The sequence below is a fragment of the Pseudomonas sp. B21-028 genome, from assembly GCF_024749045.1.
Classification (GTDB): domain Bacteria; phylum Pseudomonadota; class Gammaproteobacteria; order Pseudomonadales; family Pseudomonadaceae; genus Aquipseudomonas.
Window position 1 is genome coordinate 1,162,822 of record NZ_CP087184.1, and the last position, 13,383, is coordinate 1,176,204.

Sequence of the window (13,383 nt, forward strand, 5' to 3'; positions counted from 1 at the left end):
AGCATCCTTCGGGGTGCTTTTTTTATGTCTGCATTCCTGGCTTACCCCAATTCCTTGTGGGAGCGAGCCTGCTCGCGATAGCGTCGTGTCAGCTTGCCCGAATGTCGACTGTGCCACCGTCTTCGCGAGCAAGCCCGCTCCCACACTGAGTCTTCGGCGGAAAAAGATACCTCGACCAATACAATTCCCCTGTGGGAGCGAGCCTGCTCGCGATAGCGCCGGATCAGCTAGTCTGGATGTCGACTGTGCCACCGTCTTCGCGAGCAAGCCCGCTCCCACACTGAGTCTTCGGCGGAAAAAGATACCTCGACCGATACAGTGCCCCTGTGGGAGCGGGCTTGCTCGCGAAAGCGTCGCGTCAGCTTGCCTGGATGTCGCCTCTGTCACCGTCATTGCGAGCAGGGCTCGCTCCCACACTGGTGCGGCGACAGGCATAAAAAAAGCACCCCGCAGGGTGCTTTTCTATAGCCGGTGCGCTTAGCGCTTCAGCGAATGTGGCAGGTGTGGCTGGATGGCAGTCAAAACAGCCTTGAAGCACTTGGTATTGCCGGCAACGATGTGACCTTTTTCAAGGAAGTCGTGGCCGCCGGTAAAGTCGCTCACCAAACCACCTGCTTCCTGGATCAGCAGGGCGCCCGCTGCCATGTCCCACTCGGACAGGCCCGACTCCCAGAAAGCATCGAAACGACCGGCCGCCACATAAGCCAGGTCCAGGCTCGCGGCGCCGGCGCGGCGGATGCCGGCGGTCTGGCCGACCAGGGCGCGGAACATGCCCAGGTAGTTGTCCAGGTTGTCCATCTGGTCATCGCGGAACGGGAAGCCGGTACCCAGCAGGGCGCCGTCCAGGCTGGTGCGGCCACTGACGCGCAGACGACGACCGTTCAGTTGGGCACCACGGCCACGGCTGGCGGTGAATTCTTCCTGGCGAACCGGATCCAGCACGACGGCGTGTTCCAGGCGGCCACGGTATTTGCAGGCGATGCTGACGGCGAAGTGAGGAATGCCGCGCAGGAAGTTGGTGGTGCCGTCCAGCGGATCGATGATCCACAGGTATTCTTCACCCTCGATGCCGGTACCGGCGTGCATACCGGTCTCTTCACCCATGATCGAGTGGTTCGGGTAAGCCTTGCGCAGGGCATCGACGATTTTCTGTTCGGCGGCACGATCAACCTCGGACACGTAGTCCTTGGCGTCTTTTTCATCGACCTTGATGGTATCCAGGCGCTCGATGGAGCGGAAGATCAGTTCACTGGCGCTGCGGGCGGCGCGCAGCGCGATATTCAGCATGGGCTGCATGGATGTGTCACCTAAGGTTGTTAAAGAAAGCCGCGCATTCTATCAGAAACTTTTCCGAGGAGAAGGTTGGTGTTCGCTTTCATAGCTTAACGGTAGGTGCTTAGGTAAGATTTGCTCCCTTTGTCGTGTTCGAGAGCGCCTCCCTTGTTGCAGAACATTCGTGTCGTCCTGGTCAATACCAGCCATCCGGGCAATATCGGCGGAGCTGCGCGGGCCATGAAGAACATGGGCCTGTCGCGGCTGGTGCTGGTCGAGCCTCGCCTGTTCCCCCATCACGAAGCCGACGCCCGGGCCTCCGGCGCCGGTGATATCCTGGCCGGCGCGCAAGTCGTCGCCACCCTGGAAGACGCCCTGGTGGGCTGCAATCTGGTACTCGGTACCAGTGCCCGCGACCGTCGCATTCCATGGCCGTTGCTCGACCCCCGCGAATGCGGAACGAAAGTGGTCGAGGAAGCCGCGCAGGGTATCGAGATCGCACTGGTGTTCGGCCGTGAAGACTCCGGCCTGACCAACGACGAGCTACAGCGATGTCACTTTCACGTGCATATCCCTTCCGACCCCGGGTTCAGTTCCCTGAACCTCGGGGCGGCGGTGCAGGTGTTGAGCTATGAAGTGCGCATGGCCTGGCTGGCAGCCGAAGGCAAGCCCAGCAAGGTGGAAAAATTTGAGGCGACGTCGCCGCGCAGTGAGACACTGGCGACCATGGACGAACTGGAGCGATTCTATGAACACCTGGAGCAAACCCTGGTGGACATCGAGTTCCTCGACCCGGACAAGCCTCGGCACTTGATGGCGCGCCTGCGTCGGTTGTACGGACGAAGCTCGGTCAGCCGGGCGGAGATGAATATATTGCGCGGCATCCTCACGGAAACCCAGAAAGCGGCCCGTGGCGAGCTGATTAAGCGGAAGGATTAAAATGTTCGATCGTTTGCGTGAAGATATCCAAAGCGTTTTCCATCGTGACCCAGCGGCGCGCAACGCCTTTGAAGTGCTGACCTGCTATCCGGGGATGCACGCGATCTGGCTCCATCGCCTGTCCGGCGCTTTGTGGAACCTGGGCTGGAAGTGGCTGGCGCGGCTGGTTTCCAACTTTGGCCGCTGGCTGACCGGGATCGAGATCCATCCGGGGGCCAAGGTCGGGCGCCGGTTCTTCATCGACCACGGCATGGGCATCGTCATTGGCGAAACCGCCGAGATCGGCGATGACGTGACCCTGTACCAGGGCGTGACACTCGGCGGTACCAGCTGGAACAAAGGCAAGCGCCACCCGACCCTGGGCGATGGCGTGGTGGTCGGCGCGGGCGCCAAGGTGCTCGGCCCGTTCACCGTCGGGGCAGGGGCGAAGGTCGGCTCCAATGCCGTGGTCACCAAGGCCGTGCCGCCCGGCGCGACCGTGGTGGGCATCCCGGGGCGGATCATCATCAAGTCCGATGACGAGCAGGACGCCCGGCGCAAGGCCATGGCCGAGAAGATCGGCTTCGATGCCTACGGTGTCGGCGAAGACATGCCCGACCCGGTCGCCCGCGCCATCAACCAGTTGCTCGATCACCTGCAGGCCGTCGACGGACGCCTGGAAGGGATGTGCGGCGCCCTGAAGGACCTGGGCAGTAATTATTGTGCCAAGGACCTGCCTGAGCTGCGCGAGGAAGATTTCGCGTGCGTGAAGGATAAGGATCAGAGCCAGGTCGGCTGACCGAGGCGTCTGCATCGCGGGCAAGCCTTGCTCCCACAGAGGTCTCCACTGGGTCTGTGAGAGCAAGGCTTGCCCGCGATAAACGATAACGCGGTATCGCTGGTCCCCGGCAATCACCCTTTGCTATCATGCGCGCGCTCTTTCGCGGGTAAACCCGAGTGTTCCACTAGGTCTTATAGTTGACTTAATTACTCGGGAATTGCATACTCGCCCCATTCCGAACTCCGTGGTAATTGTCCATGCGACTGACTACAAAAGGCCGATACGCCGTGACCGCGATGCTGGATTTGGCATTGCATGCGCAGCACGGGCCGGTGTCCCTGGCCGATATCTCCGAGCGTCAGGGCATTTCCCTGTCTTACCTTGAACAACTGTTCGCCAAGCTGCGTCGCAGCAACCTGGTGTCCAGTGTGCGTGGTCCCGGTGGCGGCTATCAGCTGTCGCGCGACATGCAAGGCATCCAGGTCGCCCAGGTGATCGATGCGGTGAACGAATCGGTCGATGCGACCAAATGTCAGGGGTTGGGCGACTGCCATGGCGGTGATACTTGCCTGACCCATCATCTGTGGTGCGACTTGAGCCTGCAGATCCACGAGTTTCTGAGCGGTATCAGCTTGGCTGACCTTGTTACCCGCCGTGAGGTGCAAGAAGTAGCCCAGCGTCAGGACCAGCGCCGTTGCAATGGCAAGGCGCCGCACCTGGACAAGATTGAAGCGTCCGCTGTCGAATGACTGCCGCAGAGCACGCGGAACGCCAGCCAGCCTGATTTAGGAGAGAGTCCATGAAATTGCCGATTTACCTTGATTACTCTGCGACCACCCCGGTTGACCCACGTGTCGCGCAGAAAATGAGTGAATGCCTGCTGGTCGACGGAAACTTCGGTAACCCGGCCTCCCGCTCCCACGTGTTCGGCTGGAAGGCCGAGGAATCGGTCGAGAACGCCCGTCGCCAGGTCGCTGACCTGGTCAACGCCGACCCGCGTGAAATCGTCTGGACCTCCGGTGCCACCGAGTCCGACAACCTGGCAATCAAGGGTGTCGCGCACTTCTATCACACCAAGGGCAAGCACCTGATCACCTCCAAGATCGAGCACAAGGCGGTCCTGGATACCACGCGCCAACTGGAGCGTGAAGGTTTCGAGGTCACCTACATCGAGCCTGGCGAAGACGGCCTGATCACCCCGGCCATGGTCGAAGCCGCGCTGCGCGACGACACCATCCTGGTTTCGATCATGCACGTGAACAACGAAATCGGCACCGTCAACGACATCGAGGCCATCGGCGAACTGACCCGTTCCCGCGGCGTCCTGTTCCATGTCGACGCGGCGCAGTCCACCGGCAAGGTCGACATCGACCTGTCGAAGCTCAAAGTCGACCTGATGTCGTTCTCCGCCCACAAGACCTACGGCCCTAAAGGCATCGGCGCGCTGTACGTGAGCCGCAAGCCGCGTGTTCGCCTCGAAGCGACCATGCACGGCGGCGGTCACGAGCGTGGCATGCGTTCCGGCACCCTGGCGACCCACCAGATCGTCGGCATGGGTGAAGCCTTCCGCGTGGCCAAGGAAGACATGGCCGCCGAGAACGTACGCATCAAGGCCCTAAGCGACCGCTTCTTCAAACAGGTCGAGCACCTGGAAGAGCTCTACGTCAACGGCAGCATGACCGCCCGCGTACCGCACAACCTGAACCTGAGCTTCAACTACGTTGAAGGCGAGTCGCTGATCATGGCGCTCAAGGATCTGGCCGTGTCCTCCGGTTCGGCGTGCACCTCGGCGTCCCTCGAGCCTTCGTATGTACTGCGCGCCCTGGGCCGCAACGACGAACTGGCCCACAGCTCGATCCGCTTCACCTTCGGCCGCTTCACCACCGAAGAAGAAATCGATTACGCCGCGCAGAAAGTCTGCGAGGCCGTCACCAAGCTGCGCGCTCTATCGCCGCTGTGGGACATGTACAAAGACGGCGTCGACATCTCGAAAATCGAATGGGCGGCGCACTGAGAAGTCGCCACCAGAGCGGCTCCACTGATGAGGATTGAAGCAAATGGCATATAGCGAAAAGGTCATCGACCACTACGAGAACCCGCGCAACGTCGGCAAGATGGACGCGCAGGATCCTGATGTCGGCACCGGCATGGTCGGCGCCCCGGCATGCGGCGACGTAATGCGCCTGCAGATCAAGGTCAACGAGCAAGGCATCATCGAAGATGCCAAGTTCAAGACCTACGGCTGCGGCTCGGCCATTGCGTCCAGCTCCCTGGCCACCGAGTGGATGAAGGGCAAGACCCTCGATGAAGCCGAAACCATCAAGAACACCCAGCTGGCCGAAGAACTGGCCCTGCCGCCAGTGAAAATCCACTGCTCGGTACTCGCTGAAGACGCCATCAAGGCTGCCGTTCGCGACTACAAGCAGAAGAAAGGCTTGATCTGAACCGCGACAGGTAAGGAGTTTTCATGGCTATCCAGATGACAGAAGCAGCCGCCAGGCACATACAGCGCTCCCTCGCGGGGCGCGGCAAGGGCGAGGGCATCCGCCTGGGTGTTCGCACCACGGGTTGTTCCGGCCTTGCCTATGTACTGGAGTTCGTCGATGAAGTCGGCGAAGACGATCAGGTGTTCGAAAGTCATGGTCAGAAAGTGATCATCGACCCGAAGAGCCTGACGTACCTGGACGGCACTGAGCTGGATTTCGTCAAGGAAGGGTTGAACGAAGGCTTCAAGTTCAACAACCCCAACGTGCGCGGTGAATGTGGCTGCGGCGAAAGCTTCAACATCTGAGGCGGCTCGTGGGTACTCCTTGTCATTTTGCTTTGTTTCAGATGCAGCCGGGTTTCAGCCTGGATCTCGATGAGCTGTCGGCGCGTTACCTCGAGCTGGCCCGGGGCGTCCATCCGGACCGCTTCGCGGACGCCTCCGAGGCCGAGCAGCGGCGGGCGCTCGAGCAGTCCGCGAACCTCAACGAGGCCTACCAGACGCTCAAGAGCCCGGCCAAGCGCGCGCGCTACTTGCTTGCCATCAGCGGTCATGAGCTGCCCCTGGAAGTCACAGTGCACGATCCCGAGTTTCTTCTTCAGCAGATGCAGTGGCGCGAAGAGCTCGAAGACTTGCAGGACAGTGCCGACCTGGCGGGTGTCGCCGCGTTCAAGCGTCGCTTGAAGGACGCCCAGCAAACCCTGAACGAAAGCTTCGCAGCCTGCTGGAACGATGCCGCGCAACGCGAACAGGCCGAACGCCTGATGCGGCGCATGCAGTTCCTCGACAAGCTCACCTACGAAGTGCGCCAGCTAGAAGAGCGCCTCGACGATTAACCCAGTGCCGCTCCGGTCGCACGCCTGATTACAGATAAGTCCTGATTACGATGGCCCTACTGCAGATCGCCGAACCCGGCCAAAGTCCTCAACCGCACCAGCGCCGCCTGGCTGTGGGGATCGACTTGGGTACCACCAATTCCCTGGTCGCTGCGTTGCGCAGCGGTCTTTCCGAGCCTCTGGCTGATGAACAGGGTCGGGTGATCCTGCCGTCTGCCGTGCGCTACCACGCCGACCGCGTCGAAGTGGGCGAGTCGGCCAAGCTGGCCGCCGCGACCGATCCACTGAACACCATCGTGTCGGTCAAGCGCCTGATGGGGCGTGGCCTGTCCGACGTCAAGCAATTGGGCGATCAACTGCCGTATCGCTTCGTTGGCGGCGAGTCCCACATGCCGTTCATCGAAACCGTGCAGGGCCCGAAAAGCCCGGTGGAAGTGTCGGCCGATATCCTCAAGGTCCTGCGTCAACGCGCCGAAGCGGCGTTGGGCGGTGAACTGGTGGGTGCGGTCATCACCGTCCCGGCCTATTTCGACGACGCCCAGCGCCAAGCCACCAAGGACGCGGCCAGACTGGCCGGCCTGAACGTGCTGCGTCTGCTCAATGAGCCGACCGCGGCTGCGGTGGCGTATGGCCTGGACCAGCACGCCGAAGGCCTGGTTGCCATCTACGACCTGGGCGGCGGTACCTTTGATATATCAATTCTGCGCCTGACCGGCGGTGTTTTCGAAGTCCTGGCCACCGGCGGCGACAGCGCCCTGGGCGGAGATGACTTCGACCACGCCATCGCCGGCTGGATCATCGAGCAGGCGGGCTTGTCAGCCGACCTCGATCCGGGTGCGCAACGTCACCTGCTGCAAACCGCCTGCGCCGCCAAGGAAGCCCTGACCGACGCCGAGAGTGTCGAGGTCGCCTACGGCGACTGGAAAGCCTCCTTGAGCCGCGAAGCCTTCAATACGCTGATCGACCCCATGGTTGCCCGCAGCCTCAAGGCCTGCCGCCGCGCCGTGCGCGATTCCGGCGTCGAGCTCGAAGACGTCAAGGCCGTGGTCATGGTCGGCGGTTCGACTCGTGTGCCTCGGGTTCGCGAAGCCGTTGCCGAGGCCTTTGGCCGTCAACCGTTGACCGAAATCGACCCGGACCAGGTGGTTGCCATCGGTGCCGCGATCCAGGCCGATACCCTGGCCGGCAACAAGCGCGACGGCGGCGAACTGCTGTTGCTCGACGTGATCCCGCTGTCCCTGGGCCTGGAAACCATGGGCGGCCTGATGGAGAAGGTGATTCCGCGCAACACCACCATCCCCGTGGCCCGCGCCCAGGATTTCACCACCTATAAAGACGGCCAGTCGGCCATGATGATCCACGTGCTGCAAGGCGAGCGTGAACTCATCAGCGACTGCCGGTCCCTGGCGCGCTTCGAATTGCGTGGCATCCCGGCCATGGTTGCCGGTGCGGCGAAGATCCGCGTGACCTTTCAGGTCGACGCCGACGGCTTGCTCAATGTCTCTGCCCGCGAGCTGGGTTCGGGCGTCGAGGCCAGCATCCAGGTCAAGCCGTCCTACGGCCTGACCGACGGCGAAATCGCCCGGATGCTCAAGGACTCGTTCCAATACGCCGGCGACGACAAGGTGGCCCGCGTTCTACGCGAACAGCAAGTCGACGCCCAGCGCCTGATCGAAGCCGTGCAGGGCGCCCTCGAAGCCGATGGCGAGCGTCTACTGGACGCCGAAGAGCGCATGGTCATCGAGTTGCAGATGCAGGAATTGTCCGAATTGATCAAGGGCACCGATGGCTATGCCATCGAGCAGCAGACCAAGCGTCTGTCGCACGTCACCGATGCCTTTGCCGCCCGCCGCCTGGATTCGACGGTCAAAGCCGCCCTGGCGGGGCGTAACCTGAATGAGATCGAGGAGTAATAGATGCCGCAGGTGATTTTTCTACCCCACGAGAAGTTCTGTCCCGAGGGCATGGTAGTGGAGGCTGAGCCTGGGACGTCTATCCTTGAGCTGGCTCATGAGCACCATATCGAGATGGAAAGTGCCTGTGGCGGCGTCTGCGCCTGCACCACCTGCCATTGCATCATTCGTGAGGGCTTCGATTCGCTGGAAGAGGCGGACGAGCTGGAAGAAGATTTCCTCGACCGGGCCTGGGGCCTGGAAGCGCAATCGCGCCTGGGTTGTCAGGCCATTGTCGGTACGGAAGACCTGACCGTCGAGATCCCGAAATATTCGCTTAACCATGCGGCTGAAGCGCCGCACTGATCCTGGAAGCCAACATGAGTCTTAAATGGGGTGATGTGCTGGAAATCGCAATCCAGCTGACCGAGGCCAAGCCTGATGTAGACCCTCGATACGTGAACTTCGTCGATCTGCACCAGTGGGTGCTGGCATTGCCGGAATTCAGCGACGATCCGGCTCGAGGTGGCGAGAAAGTGCTTGAAGCCATTCAAGCCGCCTGGATCGAAGAAGCAGATTGAGTCTGCGCTGTACGCAGTTAGGCAATACCCGATAACCCGCGTATAATTCGCGGGTTTAATTTTTCGCACATTACCGTTTCTGGAGTTACACCCATGGCTGTTCAACGTACTTTCTCCATCATCAAGCCTGACGCCGTTGCTAAAAACGTAATCGGCAAGATCGTGACCCGCTTCGAAGACGCCGGCCTGCGCGTCGTTGCTTCGAAAATGAAGCAACTGTCCAAGGCCGAAGCCGAAGGCTTCTACGCTGAGCACAGCGAGCGCGGTTTCTTCGGTGAGCTGGTTGCGTTCATGACTTCTGGTCCGGTTGTCGTTCAGGTGCTGGAAGGCGAAAACGCCATCGCTCGCAACCGTGAGCTGATGGGCGCTACCAACCCTAAAGAAGCTGCTGCCGGTACCATCCGCGCCGACTTCGCCGAGTCCATCGACGCCAACGCCGTCCACGGTTCGGACTCCGAAGCCGCTGCTGCTCGCGAAATCGCTTACTTTTTCGCCGCTACTGAAGTAACCGCTCGCTAAGTAAAGCTTGTGAGTGAGGGTGAGACCATGACTGCATCGATCGGCAAGATTAACCTGTTGGGCTTGACCCAGCCGGAAATGGAGAAATTCTTCGACTCAATCGGGGAGAAGCGTTTCCGTGCCGGTCAGGTAATGAAATGGATTCACCACTTTGGCGTCGACGATTTCGACGCCATGACGAATGTCGGCAAGGCCTTGCGTGAAAAACTCAAGGCCGTTGCCGAGATTCGCGGCCCCGAAGTGGTCAGCCAGGACATTTCCAGCGACGGCACCCGCAAGTGGGTGGTGCGCGTGGCGTCCGGCAGCTGCGTCGAGACCGTCTACATTCCCCAGGGCAAGCGCGGCACCTTGTGCGTTTCGTCCCAGGCAGGCTGTGCCCTGGATTGCAGTTTCTGCTCCACCGGCAAGCAAGGCTTCAATAGCAACCTCACCGCCGCCGAAGTGATCGGCCAGGTGTGGATTGCCAACAAATCCTTTGGCAGCGTCCCGGCGACCGTCGACCGTGCCATCACCAATGTGGTGATGATGGGCATGGGCGAGCCGCTGCTGAACTTCGACAACGTCGTGTCCGCCATGCACCTGATGATGGATGACCTGGGTTACGGCATCTCCAAGCGCCGCGTGACCCTATCCACGTCCGGCGTGGTGCCGATGATCGATGAGCTGGCCAAGCACATCGACGTCTCCCTGGCATTGTCGCTGCACGCACCTAATGACGCATTGCGTAACCAATTGGTGCCGATCAACAAGAAGTATCCGCTTAAGATGCTGCTGGACTCGTGCCAGCGCTACATGTCGGCTCTGGGCGAAAAGCGCGTGCTGACCATCGAATACACCCTGCTCAAGGATGTGAACGACAAGGTCGAACATGCGGTCGAGATGATCGAGCTGCTCAAGAACATCCCGTGCAAGATCAACCTGATCCCGTTCAACCCGTTCCCGCATTCCGGTTACGAGCGTCCGAGCAACAACGCGATCCGTCGCTTCCAGGATCAGCTTCATCACGCGGGCTTCAACGTCACCGTGCGCACCACCCGCGGCGAAGACATCGATGCGGCGTGCGGTCAATTGGTCGGGCAGGTGCTGGATCGCACCCGTCGCAGCGAACGCTACATTGCCGTGCGCGAGTTGAACGCCACCGACGATGTGCAGAACGCTGCGAACGGTCACTAAGAGAGGAACTCTATGTCCCTGCGCTTCGCGCTGCTGTTGCTGTTCACCGGTCTGTGCGCCGGTTGTGTTCTGTCGGGCGACTACAACCCGATGAAAACCAGCAAGGGGCGTGATGAAGCGCGTGTGGCCTATGTGCAACTGGGCATCGGCTACTTGCAGCAGGGCATGACCGAGCGGGCCAAGGTGCCGCTCAAGAAGGCCCTGGAACTGGACAGCTCCGACGCCGATGCCAACGCGGCTCTGGCCCTGGTGTTCCAGGCCGAGCTGGAGCCGGAGCTGGCCGACGAGCATTTTCGCAAGGCGCTGTCCAGCCGGCCGCAGGATGCACGGATCCTGAACAACTACGGCAGCTTCCTCTACGAGCAACAGCGTTACAAGGAGGCCTACGAACGCTTCGAACAGGCCGCCGCCGATACCCTTTACCCTGAGCGTTCGCGGGTTTTCGAGAACCTTGGCATGACCGCCGCAAAACTCGGCCAGCGTGATCTGACCCGCCAGCAACTGGAAAAGGCGTTGCGGCTCAACCGCCAGCAACCGCGAGCCTTGCTGGAAATGGCTGAGTTGTCCTACGAAGACAGGCAATATGTGCCCGCACGGGACTATTACGAACGTTTTAGCCTGCTGAGCGAGCAAAATGCACGTAGTCTATTGCTCGGTGTTCGGCTGGCACATGTATTCGAAGATCGTGACAAGGCCGCAAGCTATGGCCTGCAACTAAAAAGACTCTATCCCGGTACGCCGGAATATCAGCAATACCTGTCGGAGCAATGATGAAAGCGGCGCATCCTGAAGTGGTAGCAGCGACTCGCGTTAACCCTGGTGAGACCCTGCGTCAAGCCCGCGAAAGCAATGGCTGGTCGCTGGCCCAAGTGGCCCTCAAGCTCAATCTCACCGTGGTTTCCCTGAGCAACCTGGAAGCGGGCGCGTTCGACAAATTGCCCGGGCACACCTTCGCCCGGGGCTACATCCGCGCCTACGCCAAATTACTCGACATGGACCAGACCGTTCTGGTCCAGCAATTCGATCAATACACCGGTTCCGACGCTCAGGGCAGCAATGTGCACAGTCTGGGTCGCATCGAGGAACCGGTGCGTGTTTCCCACACCATTTTGCGAATCGTCAGCCTGTTGCTGCTGATCGCGGTGATTGGGGGCGGTTTCGTCTGGTGGCAGGATCAAGCTTCGCTGCGCAGCAAGGAGTCGGTCTCCATGGCGCCGGAGCACGTAGAAGTGGAGGGTGCCGACGGCACCACGCGGATCCATCCGCTGGACGAGCCGGAAGACCAGGCTGTGCTTGAAGGCCAGACACAAGGGGAAACCAGCCTGGCGTTACCGCAGGGCCAGGAGGGTGCTGACGCCGAAGCCGGTGCCGAGCCGGGTACGCCTGCCGCCCCGGCTGTTGCCCCCGCCGTGCCCAACACGCCTGCGCCAGCCACCAGCGCACCGGTTGCCCCGAGCACACCTGCGCCGACCGTGGCGGCTCCTGCTCCTGCTCCTGCTCCTGCTCCGTCAGTTCCGGCTGCGGCGCCAGCTGCCCCTGCGGCGCCGGCCGCAGGTGAAGGCCAGGTGCAGATTCAATTCATCGCCGATTGCTGGACCCAGGTTACCGACGGCAACGGCAAGGTGCTGTTCAGCGGCCTCAAACGCAAGGGCGATACCACGTCCATCAACGGTAAACCGCCGTTTGCCGTACGCCTGGGCTATGCCCGTGGCGCGCAAGTCAGCTACAACGGCCAGCCCGTCGACGTCGCTCCGTTTACCAGTGGCGAGACTGCTCGCCTGAAGTTGGGTCAATAAGTCATGCACGGCGAATCTCCAATCAAACGTCGCGAATCCCGCAAGATCTGGGTCGGTAACGTGCCCGTGGGCGGCGATGCGCCTATCGCTGTGCAGAGCATGACCAACAGCGACACCAACGACGTTGCCGCCACCGTTGCCCAGATCAATCGCCTGGAAGCCGCCGGTGTCGACATCGTGCGGGTGTCCGTGCCGGACATGGACGCCGCCGAGGCGTTCGGCAAGATCAAGCAGTTGGTCAAAGTGCCGCTCGTGGCCGACATTCACTTCGACTACCGCATTGCCCTGCGCGTGGCCGAGCTGGGGGTCGATTGCCTGCGTATCAACCCAGGCAACATTGGCCGCGAAGACCGCGTGCGCGCCGTGGTGGATGCCGCCCGCGACCGTGGCATTCCGATCCGCATCGGTGTGAACGCCGGCTCCCTGGAAAAAGACCTGCAAAAGAAATACGGCGAACCTACGCCGGCGGCTCTCGTGGAGTCGGCGCTGCGTCATGTCGAGCACCTCGAGCGCCTGAACTTCCAGGACTTCAAGGTCAGCGTGAAGGCCTCCGACGTGTTCATGGCCGTCGAAGCCTACCGTCTGCTGGCCAAGGAAATCGTCCAGCCGCTGCACCTGGGCATCACCGAAGCCGGTGGGTTGCGTTCGGGCACGGTGAAATCCGCCGTCGGCCTCGGTATGCTGCTCGCCGAAGGAATTGGCGATACCATCCGCATTTCGTTGGCGGCTGATCCGGTCGAGGAAGTGAAAGTCGGCTACGACATTCTCAAGTCCCTGCACTTGCGTTCCCGTGGCATCAACTTCATCGCCTGCCCGAGCTGCTCGCGGCAGAACTTCGATGTGGTCAAGACCATGAACGAGCTGGAAGGGCGACTCGAAGACCTGCTGGTGCCGCTGGATGTCGCGGTGATCGGCTGTGTGGTCAACGGGCCGGGCGAAGCCAAGGAGGCCCATATCGGCCTCACCGGCGGTACGCCGAACCTGATTTACATCGACGGCAAGCCGTCGCAGAAGTTGACGAATGACAATCTCGTGGATGAGCTGGAACGGCTGATCCGCGAGAAAGCGGCCGAAAAGGTCGAAGCCGACGCAGCGGTCATCGCACGCGGCTGAGCAAACGAATTTTTAAG

16 protein-coding genes are annotated in these 13,383 nt (G+C 61.2%); 15 read left to right on the plus strand and 1 reads right to left on the minus strand.

What is annotated here, in order from left to right:
• Positions 1 to 477: 477 nt before the first annotated feature.
• A complete protein-coding gene (suhB, locus tag LOY35_RS05140) occupies positions 478 to 1,296 on the minus strand; it encodes an inositol-phosphate phosphatase (RefSeq protein WP_041023393.1) in 819 nt (272 codons plus the stop codon).
• A 144-nt stretch (positions 1,297 to 1,440) separates the two neighbouring features.
• Here suhB and trmJ point away from each other — a divergent pair, with 144 nt between their 5' ends.
• The 15 genes from trmJ (at position 1,441) to ispG (ending at position 13,366) form a co-directional block, all read left to right on the plus strand.
• Complete coding sequence (trmJ, locus tag LOY35_RS05145) at positions 1,441 to 2,211, plus strand: tRNA (cytosine(32)/uridine(32)-2'-O)-methyltransferase TrmJ (protein WP_258631177.1); 771 nt, start codon at positions 1,441 to 1,443, stop codon at positions 2,209 to 2,211.
• 1 nt (position 2,212) lies between these two features.
• The gene (cysE, locus tag LOY35_RS05150; RefSeq protein ID WP_258631180.1) at positions 2,213 to 2,989 is read left to right on the plus strand and encodes a serine O-acetyltransferase; all 777 of its coding nucleotides are present in this window, start codon (positions 2,213 to 2,215) and stop codon (positions 2,987 to 2,989) included.
• 239 nt (positions 2,990 to 3,228) lie between these two features.
• Positions 3,229 to 3,720, plus strand: coding sequence for a Fe-S cluster assembly transcriptional regulator IscR (gene iscR, locus LOY35_RS05155; protein ID WP_024777044.1), 492 nt, complete (start codon positions 3,229 to 3,231; stop codon positions 3,718 to 3,720).
• A 50-nt stretch (positions 3,721 to 3,770) separates the two neighbouring features.
• Entirely contained in the window at positions 3,771 to 4,985 is a 1,215-nt protein-coding gene (locus LOY35_RS05160; protein ID WP_024777045.1) for an IscS subfamily cysteine desulfurase, read from the plus strand.
• A 43-nt stretch (positions 4,986 to 5,028) separates the two neighbouring features.
• The gene (iscU, locus tag LOY35_RS05165; RefSeq protein WP_003185157.1) at positions 5,029 to 5,415 is read left to right on the plus strand and encodes a Fe-S cluster assembly scaffold IscU; all 387 of its coding nucleotides are present in this window, start codon (positions 5,029 to 5,031) and stop codon (positions 5,413 to 5,415) included.
• 23 nt (positions 5,416 to 5,438) lie between these two features.
• Entirely contained in the window at positions 5,439 to 5,762 is a 324-nt protein-coding gene (gene iscA, locus LOY35_RS05170) for an iron-sulfur cluster assembly protein IscA (protein ID WP_024777046.1), read from the plus strand.
• Positions 5,763 to 5,770: 8 nt separating this feature from the next.
• Positions 5,771 to 6,292 carry a co-chaperone HscB gene (gene hscB, locus LOY35_RS05175; RefSeq protein WP_047702171.1) on the plus strand — a complete coding sequence of 174 codons (522 nt, stop codon included), beginning with the start codon at positions 5,771 to 5,773 and terminating at the stop codon, positions 6,290 to 6,292.
• Positions 6,293 to 6,342: 50 nt separating this feature from the next.
• Complete coding sequence (hscA, locus tag LOY35_RS05180) at positions 6,343 to 8,205, plus strand: Fe-S protein assembly chaperone HscA (protein WP_258631182.1); 1,863 nt, start codon at positions 6,343 to 6,345, stop codon at positions 8,203 to 8,205.
• 3 nt (positions 8,206 to 8,208) lie between these two features.
• A complete protein-coding gene (gene fdx, locus LOY35_RS05185) occupies positions 8,209 to 8,550 on the plus strand; it encodes an ISC system 2Fe-2S type ferredoxin (RefSeq protein ID WP_214380818.1) in 342 nt (113 codons plus the stop codon).
• Positions 8,551 to 8,564: 14 nt separating this feature from the next.
• On the plus strand, positions 8,565 to 8,765 hold the full coding sequence (gene iscX / locus LOY35_RS05190; RefSeq protein ID WP_258631184.1) for a Fe-S cluster assembly protein IscX: 201 nt from the start codon (positions 8,565 to 8,567) through the stop codon (positions 8,763 to 8,765).
• Positions 8,766 to 8,858: 93 nt separating this feature from the next.
• Positions 8,859 to 9,284, plus strand: coding sequence for a nucleoside-diphosphate kinase (gene ndk, locus LOY35_RS05195; protein WP_003185145.1), 426 nt, complete (start codon positions 8,859 to 8,861; stop codon positions 9,282 to 9,284).
• A 27-nt stretch (positions 9,285 to 9,311) separates the two neighbouring features.
• Positions 9,312 to 10,457 carry a 23S rRNA (adenine(2503)-C(2))-methyltransferase RlmN gene (gene rlmN, locus LOY35_RS05200; RefSeq protein ID WP_258631186.1) on the plus strand — a complete coding sequence of 382 codons (1,146 nt, stop codon included), beginning with the start codon at positions 9,312 to 9,314 and terminating at the stop codon, positions 10,455 to 10,457.
• Between the two features lie 12 nt (positions 10,458 to 10,469).
• Positions 10,470 to 11,228, plus strand: coding sequence for a type IV pilus biogenesis/stability protein PilW (pilW, locus tag LOY35_RS05205; RefSeq protein WP_258631188.1), 759 nt, complete (start codon positions 10,470 to 10,472; stop codon positions 11,226 to 11,228).
• Entirely contained in the window at positions 11,228 to 12,253 is a 1,026-nt protein-coding gene (locus LOY35_RS05210; RefSeq protein WP_258631190.1) for a RodZ family helix-turn-helix domain-containing protein, read from the plus strand. Before pilW ends, LOY35_RS05210 begins: the two co-directional genes overlap by 1 nt.
• 3 nt (positions 12,254 to 12,256) lie before the next feature.
• Entirely contained in the window at positions 12,257 to 13,366 is a 1,110-nt protein-coding gene (ispG, locus tag LOY35_RS05215) for a flavodoxin-dependent (E)-4-hydroxy-3-methylbut-2-enyl-diphosphate synthase (RefSeq protein WP_020795607.1), read from the plus strand.
• The last annotated feature ends 17 nt before the right edge of the window (positions 13,367 to 13,383 follow it).